General features: G+C 54.9%; 20 protein-coding genes. 9 read left to right on the top strand and 11 right to left on the bottom strand.

The window, feature by feature from the left end:
• Positions 1-130 precede the first annotated feature (130 nt).
• On the top strand, positions 131-997 hold the full coding sequence (gene yghU / locus FU672_RS12490) for a glutathione-dependent disulfide-bond oxidoreductase (RefSeq protein WP_148243465.1): 867 nt from the start codon (positions 131-133) through the stop codon (positions 995-997).
• A gap of 160 nt (positions 998-1,157) precedes the next feature.
• Positions 1,158-1,490 (top strand): glycine zipper domain-containing protein, encoded by a 333-nt coding sequence (locus FU672_RS12485; protein WP_008499797.1) that lies wholly within the window; start codon positions 1,158-1,160, stop codon positions 1,488-1,490.
• Between the two features lie 56 nt (positions 1,491-1,546).
• Here the strand turns inward: FU672_RS12485 and FU672_RS12480 are convergent, their stop codons facing one another.
• Genes FU672_RS12480 through FU672_RS12470 form a run of 3 tightly spaced genes read right to left on the bottom strand, consistent with a single transcriptional unit; the run spans position 1,547 to position 4,415 of the window.
• The gene (locus tag FU672_RS12480; protein WP_148243464.1) at positions 1,547-2,449 is read right to left on the bottom strand and encodes an alpha/beta hydrolase; all 903 of its coding nucleotides are present in this window, start codon (positions 2,447-2,449) and stop codon (positions 1,547-1,549) included.
• Positions 2,439-3,335 (bottom strand): alpha/beta fold hydrolase, encoded by an 897-nt coding sequence (locus tag FU672_RS12475; protein ID WP_148243463.1) that lies wholly within the window; start codon positions 3,333-3,335, stop codon positions 2,439-2,441. The genes FU672_RS12480 and FU672_RS12475 overlap by 11 nt, the downstream gene beginning before the upstream one ends.
• A 24-nt stretch (positions 3,336-3,359) precedes the next feature.
• Positions 3,360-4,415: a sugar phosphate isomerase/epimerase family protein gene (locus FU672_RS12470; protein WP_148243462.1), complete on the bottom strand. Its 1,056-nt coding sequence runs from the start codon at positions 4,413-4,415 to the stop codon at positions 3,360-3,362.
• 141 nt (positions 4,416-4,556) lie between these two features.
• On the opposite strand from FU672_RS12470, the gene FU672_RS12465 reads away from it, so the two are divergent.
• Positions 4,557-5,147 carry a TetR/AcrR family transcriptional regulator gene (locus tag FU672_RS12465; protein ID WP_148243461.1) on the top strand — a complete coding sequence of 197 codons (591 nt, stop codon included), beginning with the start codon at positions 4,557-4,559 and terminating at the stop codon, positions 5,145-5,147.
• 10 nt (positions 5,148-5,157) lie between these two features.
• On the opposite strand, the gene FU672_RS12460 is transcribed toward FU672_RS12465, so the two are convergent.
• The 3 genes from FU672_RS12460 to FU672_RS12450 all read right to left on the bottom strand — a co-directional run bounded on the left by FU672_RS12460 (position 5,158) and on the right by FU672_RS12450 (position 7,742).
• Positions 5,158-5,436, bottom strand: a complete 279-nt coding sequence (locus FU672_RS12460; protein ID WP_133550511.1) for a hypothetical protein — start codon at positions 5,434-5,436, stop codon at positions 5,158-5,160.
• Positions 5,437-5,811: 375 nt separating this feature from the next.
• Positions 5,812-6,066, bottom strand: a complete 255-nt coding sequence (locus FU672_RS12455; protein ID WP_148243460.1) for a hypothetical protein — start codon at positions 6,064-6,066, stop codon at positions 5,812-5,814.
• A gap of 128 nt (positions 6,067-6,194) precedes the next feature.
• Entirely contained in the window at positions 6,195-7,742 is a 1,548-nt protein-coding gene (locus FU672_RS12450; RefSeq protein WP_148243459.1) for a methyl-accepting chemotaxis protein, read from the bottom strand.
• A gap of 230 nt (positions 7,743-7,972) precedes the next feature.
• Here FU672_RS12450 and FU672_RS12445 point away from each other — a divergent pair, with 230 nt between their 5' ends.
• Entirely contained in the window at positions 7,973-9,013 is a 1,041-nt protein-coding gene (locus FU672_RS12445) for an aldo/keto reductase (RefSeq protein WP_148243458.1), read from the top strand.
• Positions 9,014-9,075: 62 nt separating this feature from the next.
• Here the strand turns inward: FU672_RS12445 and FU672_RS12440 are convergent, their stop codons facing one another.
• Complete coding sequence (locus FU672_RS12440; RefSeq protein ID WP_148243457.1) at positions 9,076-9,564, bottom strand: TIGR00645 family protein; 489 nt, start codon at positions 9,562-9,564, stop codon at positions 9,076-9,078.
• Positions 9,565-9,645: 81 nt separating this feature from the next.
• Positions 9,646-10,149, bottom strand: coding sequence for an ESA_00282 family adhesion-associated protein (locus tag FU672_RS12435; protein ID WP_023309170.1), 504 nt, complete (start codon positions 10,147-10,149; stop codon positions 9,646-9,648).
• A 103-nt stretch (positions 10,150-10,252) separates the two neighbouring features.
• On the opposite strand from FU672_RS12435, the gene FU672_RS12430 reads away from it, so the two are divergent.
• A complete protein-coding gene (locus FU672_RS12430; protein ID WP_148243456.1) occupies positions 10,253-10,657 on the top strand; it encodes a hypothetical protein in 405 nt (134 codons plus the stop codon).
• Between the two features lies 1 nt (position 10,658).
• Complete coding sequence (locus tag FU672_RS12425) at positions 10,659-11,108, top strand: hypothetical protein (protein WP_032659963.1); 450 nt, start codon at positions 10,659-10,661, stop codon at positions 11,106-11,108.
• A 42-nt stretch (positions 11,109-11,150) separates the two neighbouring features.
• Here FU672_RS12425 and exbD read toward each other — a convergent pair whose 3' ends face one another.
• Both exbD and exbB read right to left on the bottom strand, forming a co-directional pair.
• Positions 11,151-11,576 carry a TonB system transport protein ExbD gene (exbD, locus tag FU672_RS12420; protein ID WP_023309173.1) on the bottom strand — a complete coding sequence of 142 codons (426 nt, stop codon included), beginning with the start codon at positions 11,574-11,576 and terminating at the stop codon, positions 11,151-11,153.
• A 4-nt stretch (positions 11,577-11,580) separates the two neighbouring features.
• The gene (exbB, locus tag FU672_RS12415; RefSeq protein WP_148243455.1) at positions 11,581-12,312 is read right to left on the bottom strand and encodes a tol-pal system-associated acyl-CoA thioesterase; all 732 of its coding nucleotides are present in this window, start codon (positions 12,310-12,312) and stop codon (positions 11,581-11,583) included.
• A 251-nt stretch (positions 12,313-12,563) separates the two neighbouring features.
• On the opposite strand from exbB, the gene metC reads away from it, so the two are divergent.
• Positions 12,564-13,751 (top strand): cystathionine beta-lyase, encoded by a 1,188-nt coding sequence (gene metC / locus FU672_RS12410; RefSeq protein WP_148243454.1) that lies wholly within the window; start codon positions 12,564-12,566, stop codon positions 13,749-13,751.
• A 143-nt stretch (positions 13,752-13,894) separates the two neighbouring features.
• Positions 13,895-14,554: a DedA family protein gene (locus FU672_RS12405; protein ID WP_148243453.1), complete on the top strand. Its 660-nt coding sequence runs from the start codon at positions 13,895-13,897 to the stop codon at positions 14,552-14,554.
• Positions 14,555-14,603: 49 nt separating this feature from the next.
• On the opposite strand, the gene FU672_RS12400 is transcribed toward FU672_RS12405, so the two are convergent.
• Entirely contained in the window at positions 14,604-15,503 is a 900-nt protein-coding gene (locus FU672_RS12400; RefSeq protein ID WP_148243452.1) for an AraC family transcriptional regulator, read from the bottom strand.
• Between the two features lie 195 nt (positions 15,504-15,698).
• Between FU672_RS12400 and yqhD the strand changes: the two genes are divergently transcribed.
• Complete coding sequence (gene yqhD, locus FU672_RS12395; RefSeq protein WP_148243451.1) at positions 15,699-16,862, top strand: alcohol dehydrogenase; 1,164 nt, start codon at positions 15,699-15,701, stop codon at positions 16,860-16,862.
• Positions 16,863-16,958 lie beyond the last annotated feature (96 nt).

The following is a 16,958-nucleotide window of genomic DNA, read 5'->3' as shown; positions in this document are numbered from 1 at the left end:
GCACGTTGTAATTAACCTGACAGAGGTGGATTTATCATACACCTGCCCTGACCATTGCGCTCACATCGTTAAACGGTCGATTCATCTCCTGCTAAACTCCCTCAACACATCACTCAAAAGGCAGGCCAACATGTCAGACAACACGTATCAGCCACCAAAAGTGTGGGAATGGAAAAAGAACGGCGGCGGCGCGTTCGCCAATATTAACCGTCCGATCTCCGGCGCAACGCATGAGAAAGAACTGCCCGTAGGCTCTCACCCGCTGCAGCTCTATTCTCTCGGCACACCGAACGGCCAGAAAGTGACGATCATGCTCGAAGAGCTGCTGGCGCTGGGCGTGACGGGCGCGGAGTATGACGCATGGTTGATTCGCATCGGCGAAGGCGATCAGTTCTCCAGCGGGTTTGTTGAGGTGAACCCGAACTCGAAAATACCGGCGCTGCGTGACCACTCCACAAACCCGCCAACGCGTGTATTTGAATCCGGCAATATCCTGCTCTATCTGGCAGAGAAATTCGGTCACTTCCTGCCGAAGGATCCGGCGGGACGCACCGAGACGCTGAACTGGCTGTTCTGGCTGCAGGGCGCGGCGCCGTTCCTCGGCGGCGGTTTTGGCCACTTCTACAACTATGCACCGGTGAAAATCGAGTACGCGATTGACCGCTTCACCATGGAAGCCAAACGCCTGTTCGACGTGCTGGATAAACAGCTGGCGCGGGGTCGCTACGTGGCGGGTGAAGAGTACACCATCGCGGATATCGCCATCTGGCCATGGTTCGGCTGCGTGGCGCTGGGTAGCGTTTATAACGCCGCTGAGTTCCTGGATGCAGAGAAGTACACCCACGTTCAGCGCTGGGCCAAAGACGTGGCGAATCGCCATGCCGTTAAGCGCGGACGTATCGTTAACCGCACCAGCGGCGAGCTGAACGAGCAGCTCCACGAACGCCACGCGGCGAGCGACTTCGAGACAAATACCGAAGACAAACGTCAGGCGTGACGACTGACCGGGCGGTTCGCCGCCCGGCAGCAGAGATCCTTATCCAGGGCATGATTAGCTTAAAGGTTGAGTCGGTATTGCTGGCACTATCTGGACGTTTTTCTCGCGTCAGAAAGTGAGAAATGACGTCTCAACCGACAGCAGTCACAAAGGATCTGTTATGAAACTTATTAAAACAACGCTGGTTATCAGCGCCCTCATTTTTTCCACCTCGGGAATGGCCATCGACAAAACCGCCGCTGGCGCGGTAGCAGGCGCTGCCATTGGCGCGGCCACAGGCAAAGATCTGAAATCGACCGTTGGCGGCGCCGTCGTGGGCGCAGGCACGGGTGCCATGTTCAAAAACGGCGACAAAGGTAAAGCCGCGCGTAAAGGTGGCGCGGTAGGTGCTGCCGTGGGCGCGGGCGCTGCGGCGGTAACCGGCAAGAGCGTGCTGAAAGGTGCAGCCGTTGGTGCGGGCACGGGTGCGCTGATTGGCGAAGCGACCCACTGATCGTCTTTGCAGAAATACGTAACCCAACTCATGCGTTGGGTTACTTAGGTTCTGAATTACAGACGAGCCAGGTCGAAAAGCTGGCGTGCGGCTGACGTGACGCCTGACATATGAATGCAGGCATGCACCATTCCCGGCAACCGTTCACAGCGTACTGACACACCCGCCGCCTGAAGCCGCAGCGCATACTGTTCCGCTTCATCGCGCAGGGGATCATATTCGCAGCTCAGGATAGTTGCTGGCGGCAAACCGCTCAGCGAAGCCGCATGCAGCGGTTCGGCGTAAGGGTGCCGACGTTCGCCCAGATAGTTTTCCCAGCAAAACACCATCGCATCTCGCGTTAAATAATAGCCCTCAGCAAATTCCCGATAGCTCTCCGTTGCCATATCGCGACTTAACGCCGGATACAACAGCAGCTGATGTTCAATGGAAGGACCACCGCGATCCCGTGCCAGGAGCGCGGTTGCAGCGGCAAGGTTCCCACCCGCGCTATCTCCGCCCACGGCGAGGCGCTGAAGATCAATTCCCAGGTATTCAGCCCGTTCACAGACCCAGACCAGCGCCTGATAGACGTCCTCTAACGGCCGCGGGAAGGGGTATTCCGGAGCCAGCCGGTAATCCACTGACAGTATCACCCGCCCGGTAGAGTTAGCCAGAGCCCGACAGGGCCGATCGTACAGCGCCAGCGACCCCAGACACCATCCGCCACCGTGGGCAAACAGCATGGCTGGCCGTTTGGTCTCAGAACGTAAGCCGGCCGGGGTATAAGCGCGAAGCGTAATCCCGTGACCATCATCAGCTATAACGACATACTCCTGGACGTCATCATCTGTTTCGACCTTGCCCTGCAGCTGGCACAAATTTACTTCGGTGGCCGCGCGCATTTCGGCTAACGACGTGGGCGGCAGCGCGCCGGAAGACGCGGTCAGCCAGTCGGCAATATGCACATCAAGCGGCATGGTGCGCATCCTCTGAAAGGAACGGTAGAATGAGCCCGATAAAAGCCTCATGACACTCTTCGGTAATAAAATGCCCGCAGCCGGCCACCGTCTCGCCCCGCAGATCCAGGGCATTACCCTGCAGGGTTGTCAGCGGTGCATCACGCGTCGCATATTCAGCCCCCACCGTCAGCACTGGCATGGTTAAAGGCGTTTGCGCGCGGAGCTGGTTTTGCCGGATGGTTTCCGGGATCGCACGATAATAGTCAAAGCCTGCACGCAGTCCTCCCGGTGTCGAATAGGCGTCGATATATACCTTTGCAGCCACCCGCTCGCGGCGATGTGCCCAGCGGTCGAAAATAAAGCTGAGATACTGTGATTCACGCCCGCTGGTCAGGGTTTCGGGTAAATCCGCCAGTTGATTAAACATGAAGTGCCAAAGAAAAATGTTCTCTTCCGGTGCGACGAAAATCGGCGGCGGCGGAGCCAGGCCTGGGATAACCGCTTCTGTCAGCACAAGACGCTCAACCGAATGCGGAAAATCGCTTGCCATGGCGTAACCAACCCACATGCCAATATCGTGGCCCACTATGCGGTAATGTGAATGGCCCATTTGCGCCATCATTGTATGCAGGATGGCGCCCACGCATCCCGTGTCATAGCCGTCGCGCGGTTTATCGGAATCCCCGATGCCGGGTGGATCGACCGCTATCGCCTGAAAACCCGCCGCCGCCAGCGCCTGAAGGACATAGCGCCAGGTATACCAGGTCTGCGGCCAGCCCGGTATCAGTAATACCGGTTGACCTTTTCCCGCCACGACGCAATGAATGCGCTGTCCGTTTACTTTCGTGTAGACGTGTTCTGCCCTGAGATCCGCATGCGCGATCTCACCGTATTGTTGTTCCATGGGGACTCCCTGTAATGTCGTGGCTTAGCGAATGCCGAGTAATGCGTTTATTTGCTGAGGGTTAACTGGCGCACCGGCGAAATCATCGAAGACTTTATCGGTGATGTGAATAATGTGGTCGCGGATGAACGCTGCCCCTTCTCTGGCACCATCCAGCGGGTTTTTCAGACAGCACTCCCACTCCAGGGTTGCCCAGCCGGCATAATCGTATTGGGTCAGCTTCGAGAAAATAGCCCTGAAATCAACCTGGCCGTCACCCAATGAGCGAAAACGTCCTGCACGATCAACCCATGACTGATAGCCACCATAAATACCCTGACGACCGGTCGGATTAAATTCAGCGTCTTTGACGTGGAACATGTTGATCATGTCCTTATAAATATCAATAAACTCCAGGTAGTTAAGCTGCTGTAGCACCATGTGGCTGGGGTCGAAAAGTATCCGGCAGCGGGGATGCTCTTTCACCCGCTGATAAAACATTTCAAACGTCACCCCATCATGCAGATCTTCACTCGGATGGATCTCATAGCAGAGGTTAATGCCCTCCTCGTCACAGGCGTTGAGCACCGGCATCCAGCGTCTGGCCAGCTCGTCAAAGGCGGTTTCAATTAACCCTTCCGGGCGCTGCGGGAACGGGAACAAATAGGGCCACGCCAGCGAGCCAGAGAAGGTACCCAGATCGCTGAGTCCAAGCCGGGCGGAGGCCTTGACCGCCATCAGCAGCTGTTGCCGTGCCCATTCGCTGCGGGCTTGTGGGTTGCCGTGTACTTCCGGCGGCGCAAAGCTGTCGCATAAGCTGTCGTAAGCAGGATGTACCGCCATCAACTGGCCGAAGATGTGGCTGGTCAGTTCACTCACCACCAGGCCATGCTCCGCCAGCATACCGGTCAGATCGTCGCAGTAGGTCTGGCTTTCTGCCGCCGTCGCCACGTCGAAGAGACGGCGATCCCATACCGGGATTTGCAGAGCGCTAAACCCCGTTTCCGCCGCCCACCGGGCTATCGCAGGCAAATTATTGAATGGGGCCGCATCATCGCTGAACTGAGCCAGATGGAGAGAGGGACCTTTGAGGGTTTTCATCGTATACTCCTATTGTTTGTCGATTGACAAACAATAGGAGTAAAGCCGGATAACCGCAAGCGAAAATTATAAATTCGTTGGTAATCCAGATGATTTAAGCGATCCTGTTTCACTGAATTCAGGACCAACCGGAGCAACAAAATGGCAGGCAGACCGCGCCAGTTCGATCGTGACCAGGCGCTTATCAAAGCGCGCAACCTGTTCTGGCGACAGGGTTATGAAGGAACCTCAATGTCGGATCTGGTGGCAGAGCTGGGGATTGCATCGGCACGGATTTACAAGGCGTTCGGTTCAAAAGAGCTGCTCTTTCGGGAAGCTATCGCCGATTACGAAAAACAGGAAGGCGGTTTTGCAGATCGGGCCTTCTCCGCAGGGGGCAATGTGCGGGAAACCCTCCAGACGCTGTTAATGGATGCGGTTCACCTGTACTGCCATCCGGATTTGCCGCAAGGATGTATGGTGGTGGCCTCTGCAGCCAGCGTCAGTGCGGAAAATGAAACGCTCAAAACCTGGCTGGCACAGCATCGCCTGCAGCGTACACAGCAGATCATCGACCGTCTCCATCAGGCAGTGCATAACGGTGAACTGCCGGATACAACCGATGCCCAGAGTCTGGGAGACTATTTTGCCGTCTTTTTACATGGTTTGTCGGTGCAGGCCCGGGACGGTGTTTCGGAATCACGTTTGCAGGCGGCGGTTAAGCAAGCGCTTAGCCTGCTGCCGCATTGCTGAGTGCGATGCATCAATGATGATCGTCATACTGATGTTCAATCACCATCCCTTCCGCCACGCTCGCCACATGGCGCGCACGCGGGTGATAAACCGGAGCAGGCGCTGGCGCGGCATAGACAGTTTGTGACGGTGCTGGTGCGACGGTTACCGCCTGCGGAACCGTGGTGGATGACGGGACAATCACCACTTTATAACCGCTTGGGACATCCACGGTGACGCTTTGCGCCATTGCTGAATTGACCATAGCCAAGCCTGCCATGGCGGCCAATACAATATAGAGCTTTTTCATAGACTGTATTATTTCCGATAAAATAAGAAAATTAATTATGTCGGGAGGAGCTTAAGGCTATATTAATTCCCATCGCCTTTACGGTGCAGAAAATGCCAAATATATTGTTACATTAACACATGAAAATAATAACGTAGGCCGGGTAAGGCGCAGCCGCCACCCGGCAACAGAAGACAATCTTAATTAATCGCGATATGACCTTCCGGCGTATTTATCCAGCGCGGCGCTTTCAGCGTATCGGCGTAATATCCCACCAGCTCACACAGCAAATCCTCTATCACATGCGCCATCTCCTGGGGCAGGGCGCGGCAAGAAGATACTGCGATTAGCGCGAGGCGACGAGGGGCATTCCCGGAAGCCGTCTCGCAAATCTGATTAATACTTAATGTCCCGCGCTTTTTGTCTTCCGGTCTGTTTCATCTGACGCTTGTCCTGACGGCAGTCGTGATTACTCTGGTTATTGTTCGCCACGCAGGTCTGCTTCACCTGCCGCGACGCGTCGCGGGTTTCCTGCCTGACATCACGCGCCACACGCCGTTCCTGCGCTTGTTGGGTCGCACTGGCAGAAACTGATAACAGCATCAGAAAAATGAAAGAGAGAGCAGGGATGACAGATAACGATCTGTTCATAGCAACACCTCGTAGAAGAGAGCCCAGAACGTCAGGGGGGTTAGCAAAAGAATAGCAGTTTCAAAGCGCGCTGAATGGGGAAGGCGTTAATAATGCAAGGCCGCACCAGGCGGCCTTGCAACGTTGCGTTATGCCGTCAGGCGGAACTTTTGCACCGATCGCTGAAGATCTTCGGTCTGACGCTCCAGCGCCGCCGCCGCCGCGGAAACCTCTTCAACCAGTGAGGCGTTTTGCTGGGTAACGCCGTCCATCTGGGTAATGGCAATCCCGACCTGCGAAATGCCCTTGCTTTGCTCCTCAGAGGCGGAAGCGATTTGCTTCATAATGGTCGTCACTTCCGTCACGTCACGCAAAATCGCATCCATGGTGGTGCCGGTGTCGCCCACCAGCTTCGCCCCCTGCTCTACGCGGGACACGGAGTCGGTAATCAGCCCCTCAATCTCTTTAGCCGCGTTGGCGCTGCGGCTTGCCAGGTTGCGGACTTCACCTGCCACTACCGCGAAACCACGCCCCTGTTCGCCCGCGCGCGCCGCTTCAACCGCCGCATTGAGTGCCAGAATATTGGTCTGGAAGGCAATGCTGTTGATAACGTTAGTGATTTCAGCAATTTTCTTCGAACTTTCCGAGATTCCGCTCATGGTGGTCACCACCTCTTCCACCAGCGAGCCGCCGCGGCTGGCGGTGGTTGAGGCCACATCTGCCAGCTGGCTTGCCTGACGCGCGCTTTCCGCGTTCAGTTTCACCGTGGCGGTCAGCTGTTCCATGCTGGCTGCCGTCTCTTCCAGCGCGGCCGCCTGCTCTTCGGTACGGGAAGAGAGATCGTTGTTACCGCTAGAGATTTCCGTCGCGCCGCGCCAGATATTCTCACTGCCGGAGCGAATCGTGCTGACCGCTTCGCGCAGGCTGTCCTGCATGGCGCTCAGCAGCGGCACCAGCTGTCCCACGCAGTTGCGGCCAAACGGCTCAATAGGCTGGCTGAGATCACCCTGGGCAATCTGGCGGAACTGCTGGCGAATGCGATCCAGCGGTTTGACCAGCATCGCCACCAGGTAGCGGTCGGTGAAGAGCAGGATCAGCAGGCCAATAATCGTGGCGACGATGATCACCGTGCGGGTCATGCTTGTCAGGCCGTCCACCACTACGCGGGTGCTGTCGAGCGACTTCGCGGCGGCATTGTTGAACTCCTCAGCGGCCGCACCGAACGCGCGGCTCAGCGGTGGCGTGACGTTGTTGGCCTGCTGGCGATACCCCTCCAGAGCCTCCTGTTTCGCCTGCTGCATTTGCGGCGTTACGCCCTGTTCGAGCAGCGCCTGCCAGGTGCCGATCACCCGGGAAGAGATCTGCTCATCCATTGGGCCAGGGGAGATCGCTTTCATCTCGGCCAGTTTCTTGCCCATGTTATCCAGCGCCTGTTGGGCAGAAGCCAAATCCGGCGTGCCGCCTGCGGCTTTGACTTCCATTGCGCGGGAGAGACGGGTCACAAAGCGGAAATACTGATCGTTGCCCTGGCTGAGTACCGTCATCTGTTTAACCAACTGGCGATCGACTTCATTGCCATCAGTCACGCGAGAAAGGGACCAGGTGCTGTACAAACCAACACCCGCCCACATTAAACAAAAGATCCCGAGAATCGTCAGCATAACGAAGCGGATCGTGAAATTACGGAGCATATTCATAAGTCTTCCTTGCCGTGAGGGTGAGTTCGCCCAGAGGCGAGTACTACTCTCGTTATCGGCAGGAAAGAGGGAAATTATAACGTTTTGTGATCATTTTTAATTAGTGTGGCTTCACTGGTCACACAGCTGTCGTTAACCATTATGCCTGCGCTTAGTGATGTAATTTGTGATGTGATAAGTTCAGAATGAAAACGTTGTTTCGAAAATTCATCGATAAGAAAGGAGACATCATGTCCTGGCACCCTTACCCCGGCCGCTATGAGAATATGCAATACCGTTATTGCGGGAAAAGTGGCCTGCGCCTGCCCGCGCTGTCACTGGGACTGTGGCATAGCTTCGGCCACGTCCAGCCTCTTGATGCCCAGCGCGTGCTGCTGCGAAAAGCCTTCGACCTCGGCATCACCCATTTCGATCTCGCCAATAACTACGGACCTCCGGCGGGTAGCGCGGAAGAGAATTTTGGTCGTCTGCTGCGTGAGGATTTTGCCGCGTATCGCGACGAGCTGATTATCTCCACCAAGGCGGGTTACGACATGTGGCCAGGACCGTACGGTTCAGGCGGTTCACGCAAATATCTGCTCGCCAGCCTCGACCAGAGCCTGAAGCGTCTGGGTGTCGAATACGTGGATATTTTCTACTCCCACCGCGTGGATGAAAACACACCGATGGAAGAGACGGCCTCTGCGCTGGCCCACGCTGTGCAGAGCGGAAAAGCGCTGTATGTGGGCATTTCCTCCTACTCAACCGAGCGCACAAAAAAAATGGCCGAGCTGCTGCACGAGTGGAAGATCCCGCTGCTGATCCACCAGCCGTCCTATAACCTGCTTAACCGCTGGGTCGATAAGACCGGTTTGCTGGATGCGCTGGAAGCAAACGGTACGGGGTGTATTGCCTTTACCCCGCTGGCGCAGGGTCTGCTGACCGGAAAATACCTGAACGGTATTCCTGAAGGTTCACGCATGCAGCGCGAAGGGAATAAAGCGCGCGGCCTGACGCAGAAGATGCTGACCGACGCCAACCTGAGCAGTCTGCGTTTACTGAATGAGATGGCACATGCCCGTGGTCAGAGCATGGCGCAGATGGCGCTAAGCTGGCTGCTGAAAGATGCGCGCGTGACGTCCGTGCTGATTGGCGCAAGCCGCCCGGAACAGCTGGAAGAGAATGTTCAGGCGCTGGAAAATCTGCGTTTTACCGAGGACGAACTCAAGCGGATTGACCAGCATGTTGCGGATGGGGAGTTGAATCTGTGGCAGGCATCGTCGGATAAATAGTGCGGTTTGTTGCCCTCACCCCGGCCCTCTCCCACAGGGAGAGGGAGCTTAAGTGAGGGGAATTACTTCTTACTGATCTTATCCAGATACCCCATCGCAAACGCAGACAGCACAAACGTCAGGTGGATGATGACGTACCACATCAGTTTGTTATCCGGCACGTTCTTCGCGTCCATAAACACGCGTAACAGGTGGATAGAGGAGATCGCCACAATCGACGCGGCCACTTTATTCTTCAGTGACGAAGCATCCATTTTGCCCAGCCAGCTGAGCTTCTCTTTACGCTCGTCGATATCAAGCTGGGAGACAAAATTCTCGTAGCCGGAGAACATCACCATCACCAGCAGTCCGCCCACCAGGGTCATATCCACCAGCGACAGCAGAACCAGAATCAAATCTGCTTCGGCAATGGAAAAAATGTTCGGCAGAACATGCCAGATTTCCTGAAAGAACTTAATCGTCAGCGCGACAAGTGCCAGCGAAAGGCCAAAATAGACGGGGGCCAGTATCCAGCGAGAGGCGTACATGGCATTTTCAAAAAAGCGTTCCATAAAGTCCTGTTTGCAAAAGAAACCAGCGCCCAGTATATCTCAACGGCGCTGACTGTTTGCAATAACTCAACAGTACCTCACTCAGACGTTGTCCGGGTTAACCTCCGGACGCGCGTACTCCGGCCAGACAAGCGCCACCAGCTCAGGATAGGCTTCCAGGCTGAACTCACGAAAACACTGCCGCAAATTTAATACGTCCAGATCGGAATAAGATACCTTCTCGCCGTTAAGACAACGCTTTTTGATATTGTCATAATATTTATACACTGCTGAATTCAGGTCGCTACAGCGACGCTGTGCCTCAAACAGTCCGGGCGTGTCATTAATTTCCGACATTTTCATGCGTTTAATTGTCGCGTGTAAAAAGTCGATATATTCATGGTTCACCCGCCAGTACCAGACAGGCGTAACGGAGTTCATCAATACAGAGAAATGGTCTTCACCTTCCTCTTTTGTCATCAGCTCAGGTTGCGGGGGTTCACTGGTGTCTTTCGACACTTTCGTTTTATTGAACTCCTGCATCAATAAAAGAACACCAGCGGTCAGTAATAGTAATGTGATGACCGTAAAAAAGATGCTGTTCATGGGTAGGCTCCATTTTTTTTGATTTTAAATTTGCCTCATGATATTGTCAACGGATCTCACGCCTTTACCAACCCCACCCTGTTGAAATTAAAGGAAATTAAAAATGCTGCCCGACTATCTCGTCCCGGCTAAGTACCACATTACGCCTGTGGAACAGCAACCGATGGAAGCAGAAAAAGAGGCCAGTTTCACTCAGGGGAAAAGAAAGCTCTCTGATTTCGAGCCCGATATATTAATTGGTGTTTCCCGAACTGGCAAATCCCGAAATATGTTGCTGGAAGAGCACGATCGCCATATAAAAGACCGCTTATTTCGCGCCATAAAAATTGAAGCCTTTGTCCACCTGCTGAATGACCTGCAGGCCGAGGGTGAAATAGATGCCCAGAAACTAAGTCAAATAATGGCAGAGAAAACTGAAGAAATTAATGAAGCGGGCAATGAAATTTGGCTTAATTTAATTACGCGCGAAAAAAACAACCCAATTTTTTATACCCTGGGGGAAGATTAACGTGAAAGAAGTTAAAAATAACGACGTTTATTTGACTTTAGATGATAAAAAAAGTGATGAATTTATCTTAAAGCAAAATCTCGACGCACTGAGAAACACAAAAAATGACGAGATGACGCGTATTACACAAGACCTGGTATCGATCCCGGCGACGCTGGTTCGTCTTAAATGGCAGAATCGCCGTGAAATTTATCCGCTACAGGTCAAAGAAGAAATTTACGGTGCCGTGATGAACGCCATCATTGAACAGCGGCCAGAACTGAAAGAGAAGCTGCTCGGACGTCTCGAGGCCAATTATCAGTACCTGCTTGCCAGAGAAATCGCCACCCTGCGTCTGACGCGCAAGCTGTCAGACGGTGAGTACCGCACCTCAAACGTCACCTGCGTGGCGCTTGATGAGGACGCGCTGGCAACCCCCTCCACCGCACCGACGGATAACAAAAACGCATAAACCGACAGGCATAAAAAAAGCCGGCTTTCGCCAGCTTCTTTATCATTTCGAGGCCGCTTTCTCTTCGCCGACCAGCCCAATCTTCAGGTAACCCGCCTGATGCAGCGTGTCCATTACCTTCATCATGGTTTCATAATCAACGGTTTTATCCGCACGGAAGAAGACCGTGGTGTCTTTCTTACCGCCAGTAAGCTGCTCCAGCGCCGGGATGACCGAGTCGGCCGTCACCGGGTCGTTCCCAAGGAACATGGATTTATCCGCCTTCACCGACAGGTAGATAGGCTTTTCCGGGCGCGGCTGTGGCTGGCTGGAAGAGGCAGGTAAATTCACCTTCACATCCACCGTCGCCAGCGGCGCTGCCACCATGAAGATAATTAGCAGAACCAGCATAACGTCGATAAACGGCGTCACGTTGATTTCATGCATTTCGCCGTTATCGTCCAGATTTTCGTTTAGACGCATCGCCATACTATTAACCTGCGCGCAGTTTAGACGCCGCATGCACCGGCTTAACCGAGCTGGCATTCAGATCAAGATCGCGACTTTGCAGCAGCAGAACCTGCGCGGCAACGTCACCCAGTGTGGCTTTGTAGCTGCCAATCATACGCGCGAAGATATTGTAGATAACCACCGCCGGGATGGCGGCAACCAGACCGATTGCCGTCGCCAGCAGCGCTTCTGCGATACCCGGCGCCACGACCGCCAGGTTGGTGGTTTGGGTCTGCGCGATACCGATAAAGCTGTTCATGATGCCCCAGACCGTACCGAAAAGACCGATGAACGGTGAGATCGCGCCGATAGTCGCCAGATAACCATTGCCGCGTCCCATATGCCGGCCAACGGCCGCAACGCGACGCTCCAGGCGAAAACCGGTACGCTCTTTGATGCCTTCGTTATCTTCACTGCCAGCGGAGAGTTCCAGCTCGTTCTGTGCTTCATTCACTAACAGGGTGGTCAGGCTTTTCGCGTGGAAGGATGAGGTCATGTCTGAAGCCTGATCCAGAGAGCGGGCTTCAGCCAGCTGCTGCTGTTCCCGCTTAAGGCGACGCTTCTGCGAAAGCAGCTCGGCGCTTTTGCTGAAGAAGATAGCCCAGGTGACAACGGACGCCAGAATCAGGCCGATCATCACAATCTTAACCACGATGTCAGCATGCTGATACATGCCCCAAACGGAGAGATCCGCCTGCATCAAATTATTACCCACTCTGTATCTCCAGGACGCAAATCACAAAATCTGAGCGTAATAATATCAAAACGTCGTCGAATTGATAGTAGTTCTCATTAGTATTTGCATGGTGCCGTAATTTTCGCTCACTTTCCTTGCGCTTACGCAGTAAAAATTTCTTATGCGGTTTTTTGCTAATATTTTCTGCTTATTCGATAAGCCTCCGGGTGCAGTTTTTTCCAATCGTGGTAGTCTGGACGTCCAGACGTATAAAAACAGGGTTAGCGAACATGACAAAGAAGCATCTTGATACCACGCTGGTACAGGCAGGACGCAGTAAGAAATATACTCAGGGATCGGTCAACAGCGTGATTCAACGAGCCTCCTCGCTGGTGTTTGATACCGTTGAGGAGAAAAAAATCGCCACGCGTAACCGCGCGAAAGGCGGGCTGTTTTATGGCCGTCGCGGCACGCTAACCCATTTTTCTCTGCAGGAGGCGATGTGCGAGCTGGAAGGCGGCGTGGGCTGCGCGCTGTTCCCGTGCGGGGCGGCGGCTGTCGCCAACACTATTCTGGCGTTTGTGGAACAGGGCGACCATATCCTGATGACCAACACTGCCTATGAACCCAGCCAGGACTTCTGTACCAAAATCCTCAGCAAGCTCGGCGTAACGACCGGCTGGTTCGACCCGCTGATTGGTGAAGGCATTGCCGAACTTATTCAGCCAAACACGCGGATTGTGTTCCTGGAATCTCCGGGATCGCTCACCATGGAAGTTCACGACGTGCCGGCTATCGTGAAAGCCGTGCGCAGCAAAGCGCCAGAGGCGATCATTATGATCGACAACACCTGGGCGGCAGGCGTGCTGTTTAAAGCGCTGGAGTTCGACATTGATATCTCGATTCAGGCGGCGACGAAATACCTGATAGGCCACTCAGACGGCATGATTGGTACTGCGGTCTCCAACGTGCGCTGCTGGGATCAGCTGCGTGAAAATGCCTACCTGATGGGCCAGATGGTAGATGCAGACACGGCCTACATGACCAGCCGCGGTATCCGCACGCTGGGCGTTCGCCTGCGTCAGCACCATGAAAGCAGCCTGAAGGTGGCCGAATGGCTGGCGCAACATCCGCAGGTTGAGCGCGTGAATCACCCCGCGTTACCCGGTAGTAAAGGCCACGAATTCTGGCAGCGTGACTTTACAGGCAGCAGCGGTTTGTTCTCGTTCGTGCTGAAAAAACGGCTGAATAACGACGAGCTGGCGAGCTATCTGGATAATTTTAGCCTCTTCAGCATGGCCTACTCCTGGGGCGGTTTTGAATCTCTGATCCTGCCTAATCAGCCGGAGCAGATCGCGGCTCTGCGCCCCGGCGGTGAAGTGGACTTCAGCGGAACCCTGATTCGACTGCATATCGGTTTAGAAAATGTTGACGATCTGATTACCGATTTAGCAGCAGGGTTCGAGCGTATCGTGTAGAGTGCTGGCTGAAAATGTACTCCCTGGACGCTTTTGTGGACACCGCAAGCAGAAAAGTCTGCATGAGTTGCGTCCGGGATCAAACCCGACGGGTGAATAAGGGAGTACAATAGCGCTATATCTGCTGTTCCACAGGAAAGTCCATGGCTGTTATTCAAGATATTATCGCGGCGCTCTGGCATCACGACTTTGCCGCGCTGGCGGATCCTCACGTCGTCGGTATCGTTTACCTCGTGATGTTCGCAACTCTGTTTCTGGAAAATGGATTACTGCCAGCCTCGTTTTTACCCGGTGACAGCCTGCTTTTACTTGCCGGGGCGTTAATCGGCAAAGGCGTCATGGACTTCACATCAACGATGGTTATCCTCACCTCCGCAGCCAGTCTGGGCTGCTGGTTGAGCTATCTGCAGGGCCGATGGCTGTGGAATACCCGCGTCGTAAAAGGCTGGCTGGCGCAGTTACCGCATAAATATCATCAACGTGCGACCTGCATGTTTGACCGACACGGCCTGCTGGCGCTGCTGGCGGGGCGTTTCCTGGCGTTTGTTCGCACGCTTCTGCCTACGATGGCGGGCATTTCCGGTCTGTCAAACCGCCGCTTCCAGTTCTTTAACTGGCTAAGCGCCCTGCTGTGGGTGGGCGTAGTCACCACGCTCGGCTACGCGCTGAATATGATCCCCTTTGTGAAACACCACGAAGATCAGGTGATGACCTTCCTGATGGTGCTGCCGATGTTCCTGCTGGTAGCGGGTCTGGTGGGGACCATCGCGGTGGTGATTAAGAAGAAGTACTGCAGCGCGTGATAAAAAATTGCCGGGTGGCGGCTACGCCTTACCCGGCCTACGTTTCCCGTCAGGCTCCCTGCATGGTTCGGATGCGCGATGCATCTTCTCCCGGCGTGACGCCGAAATAGCGCTTAAACTCCCGACTGAACTGCGACGCACTTTCGTAACCCACCCGCATCGCCGCCGCACTGGCCTTCATGCCGTCATGAATCATCAGCATCCGCGCCTTATGCAGCCGGTAGGTTTTAAGGTATTGCAGCGGCGAGGTGCTGGTCACCGATTTAAAATTGTGGTGAAACGCCGAGATGCTCATGTTCGCTTCCGCCGCCAGCTGGTCGACGCTGAGGTTTTCCGTGTACTGGCTTTCGATACGCTTGAGCACGCGGCTTATCAGGCTGAAGTGGGTTTGTCGGCTCACCAGGGCCAGTAACGCACCGCCCCCCGGACCCAGCAGCACATGGTAGAGGATTTCGCGGACGATCTGCTTGCCCAGAATACGCGCGTCCAGCGGCCTTTCCATCACGTCCAGCAGACGCTCAATAGCGCAGAGGATCTCTTCCGACAGCGTCGCCGAGTTAATCCCGCTGGATGCCATTGACGGCTGAAAGAACTCGTCTTCACCTATCTCCATCAGCAGCTCCTGCAGCTGAAGAATATCGACGTTGACGCGAATACCGGCCAGCGGAACGGCCTCTGTCGCGAAGGTTTCACATTCGAAGGGTAAAGGTACTGTCAGAAGCAGATATTCATTGGTGTCGTAGCGGAACACGCGCTCGTTGATATAGCCAATTTTATGGCCCGAGAAGAGAAAAACGATGCCCGGCTGGTACATCACCGGCGTGCGCGTCCCGGGCTTCGTGCCATAAAGCAGGCGAATATCCGGCAGCAGTTCGCCAACATCTTTTTCGTTATCTATCAGTCTTTTAATCTGCGTAGTGAGCTGATGACAGATCGCTTCACGGTTCATATTACGTTACTCCGGGTACGGTTTCCGACGTTGACAGTGTGCGTCGTTTTCCGCGCTTTCTCCAGCGCTCTGTAGAAATGGGCAAGACATCGGCAGGAATGTGCATTGAGAGCATAGCCCCGGACAGCCACAATGTGCAGCATCAGGTAGCCCTCTGCGCCACCACGGTTTTTCACCCACTAAAGGGAACGAGCAATGAACAACTTTAATCTTCACACCCCAACCCGCATTCTGTTTGGTAAAGACGCTATCGCCGATCTGCGCGCGCAGATCCCAGCTGACGCCCGCGTACTGATCACCTACGGTGGCGGCAGCGTGAAAAAAACCGGCGTGCTGGATCAGGTTTACAGCGCCCTGGACGGTCTGGACGTGCGTGAGTTCAGCGGCATCGAGCCAAACCCGTCTTACGAAACGCTGATGAACGCGGTGAAAATCGCCCGCGAAGAAAACATCACCTTCCTGCTGGCCGTCGGCGGCGGCTCCGTGCTGGACGGCACCAAATTCATCGCGGCAGCAGCGCACTACGCTGACGGCACCGATCCGTGGCACATCCTGGAAACCCGCGGCAGCGACATTAAAAGCGCAATCCCGATGGGCTCCGTGCTGACGCTGCCAGCGACCGGTTCTGAATCCAACAAGGGCGCGGTGATCTCCCGTAAAACGACCGGCGACAAACAGGCCTTCATGAACGAACACGTTCAGCCGGTGTTCGCGATCCTGGATCCGGTTTACACCTACACCCTGCCTGCGCGTCAGGTGGCGAACGGCGTGGTCGATGCCTTTGTTCATACCGTTGAGCAGTATGTAACGTATCCGGTGAATGCCAAAATTCAGGATCGCTTCGCGGAAGGCATTCTGCTGACGCTCGTCGAAGAAGGTCCTAAAGCGCTGAAAGAGCCGGAAAACTATGACGTTCGCGCCAACGTAATGTGGGCCGCAACGCAGGCGCTGAACGGCCTGATCGGGGCTGGCGTGCCGCAGGACTGGGCAACCCACATGCTGGGCCACGAGCTGACAGCAATGCACGGGCTGGACCACGCTCAGACGCTGGCCGTTGTGCTGCCTGCGCTGTGGAACGAAAAACGGGATACCAAACGTGCCAAACTGCTGCAGTACGCCGAGCGCGTGTGGAACATCACCGAGGGTTCTGACGATGCGCGTATTGATGCCGCCATCGAAGCGACGCGCAGCTTCTTTGAAGGTCTGGGCGTGCCAACCCGTCTGTCTGGCTACGGTCTGGATGGCAGCTCCATCCCTGCCCTGCTGGCGAAACTCGAAGAACACGGTATGACCCACCTGGGCGAGCACGGCGACATTACGCTGGACGTAAGCCGTCGTATCTACGAAGCGGCACGCTAAGCGTTTTTGCCCTCCCGACTTTCGTTTTTTGACATTTCGTCCAGACTTAATGCACACCCCATCGTCGGAGGAACCCTCCGGCGATGCGTACCTGAA

Source organism: Enterobacter asburiae, assembly GCF_008080435.1.
Classification (GTDB): Bacteria; Pseudomonadota; Gammaproteobacteria; order Enterobacterales; family Enterobacteriaceae; genus Enterobacter; species Enterobacter asburiae_C.
This window is presented reverse-complemented; position numbering and strand designations above follow the sequence as displayed.

Coding starts and splice junctions, on each gene's coding strand:
- yghU (WP_148243465.1), top strand. CDS start 131: ATGTCAGACAACACGTATCAGCCACCAAAAGTGTGGGAATGGAAAAAG.
- FU672_RS12485 (WP_008499797.1), top strand. CDS start 1,158: ATGAAACTTATTAAAACAACGCTGGTTATCAGCGCCCTCATTTTTTCC.
- FU672_RS12480 (WP_148243464.1), bottom strand. CDS start 2,449: ATGCCGCTTGATGTGCATATTGCCGACTGGCTGACCGCGTCTTCCGGC.
- FU672_RS12475 (WP_148243463.1), bottom strand. CDS start 3,335: ATGGAACAACAATACGGTGAGATCGCGCATGCGGATCTCAGGGCAGAA.
- FU672_RS12470 (WP_148243462.1), bottom strand. CDS start 4,415: ATGAAAACCCTCAAAGGTCCCTCTCTCCATCTGGCTCAGTTCAGCGAT.
- FU672_RS12465 (WP_148243461.1), top strand. CDS start 4,557: ATGGCAGGCAGACCGCGCCAGTTCGATCGTGACCAGGCGCTTATCAAA.
- FU672_RS12460 (WP_133550511.1), bottom strand. CDS start 5,436: ATGAAAAAGCTCTATATTGTATTGGCCGCCATGGCAGGCTTGGCTATG.
- FU672_RS12455 (WP_148243460.1), bottom strand. CDS start 6,066: ATGAACAGATCGTTATCTGTCATCCCTGCTCTCTCTTTCATTTTTCTG.
- FU672_RS12450 (WP_148243459.1), bottom strand. CDS start 7,742: ATGAATATGCTCCGTAATTTCACGATCCGCTTCGTTATGCTGACGATT.
- FU672_RS12445 (WP_148243458.1), top strand. CDS start 7,973: ATGTCCTGGCACCCTTACCCCGGCCGCTATGAGAATATGCAATACCGT.
- FU672_RS12440 (WP_148243457.1), bottom strand. CDS start 9,564: ATGGAACGCTTTTTTGAAAATGCCATGTACGCCTCTCGCTGGATACTG.
- FU672_RS12435 (WP_023309170.1), bottom strand. CDS start 10,149: ATGAACAGCATCTTTTTTACGGTCATCACATTACTATTACTGACCGCT.
- FU672_RS12430 (WP_148243456.1), top strand. CDS start 10,253: ATGCTGCCCGACTATCTCGTCCCGGCTAAGTACCACATTACGCCTGTG.
- exbD (WP_023309173.1), bottom strand. CDS start 11,576: ATGGCGATGCGTCTAAACGAAAATCTGGACGATAACGGCGAAATGCAT.
- metC (WP_148243454.1), top strand. CDS start 12,564: ATGACAAAGAAGCATCTTGATACCACGCTGGTACAGGCAGGACGCAGT.
- FU672_RS12405 (WP_148243453.1), top strand. CDS start 13,895: ATGGCTGTTATTCAAGATATTATCGCGGCGCTCTGGCATCACGACTTT.
- FU672_RS12400 (WP_148243452.1), bottom strand. CDS start 15,503: ATGAACCGTGAAGCGATCTGTCATCAGCTCACTACGCAGATTAAAAGA.
- yqhD (WP_148243451.1), top strand. CDS start 15,699: ATGAACAACTTTAATCTTCACACCCCAACCCGCATTCTGTTTGGTAAA.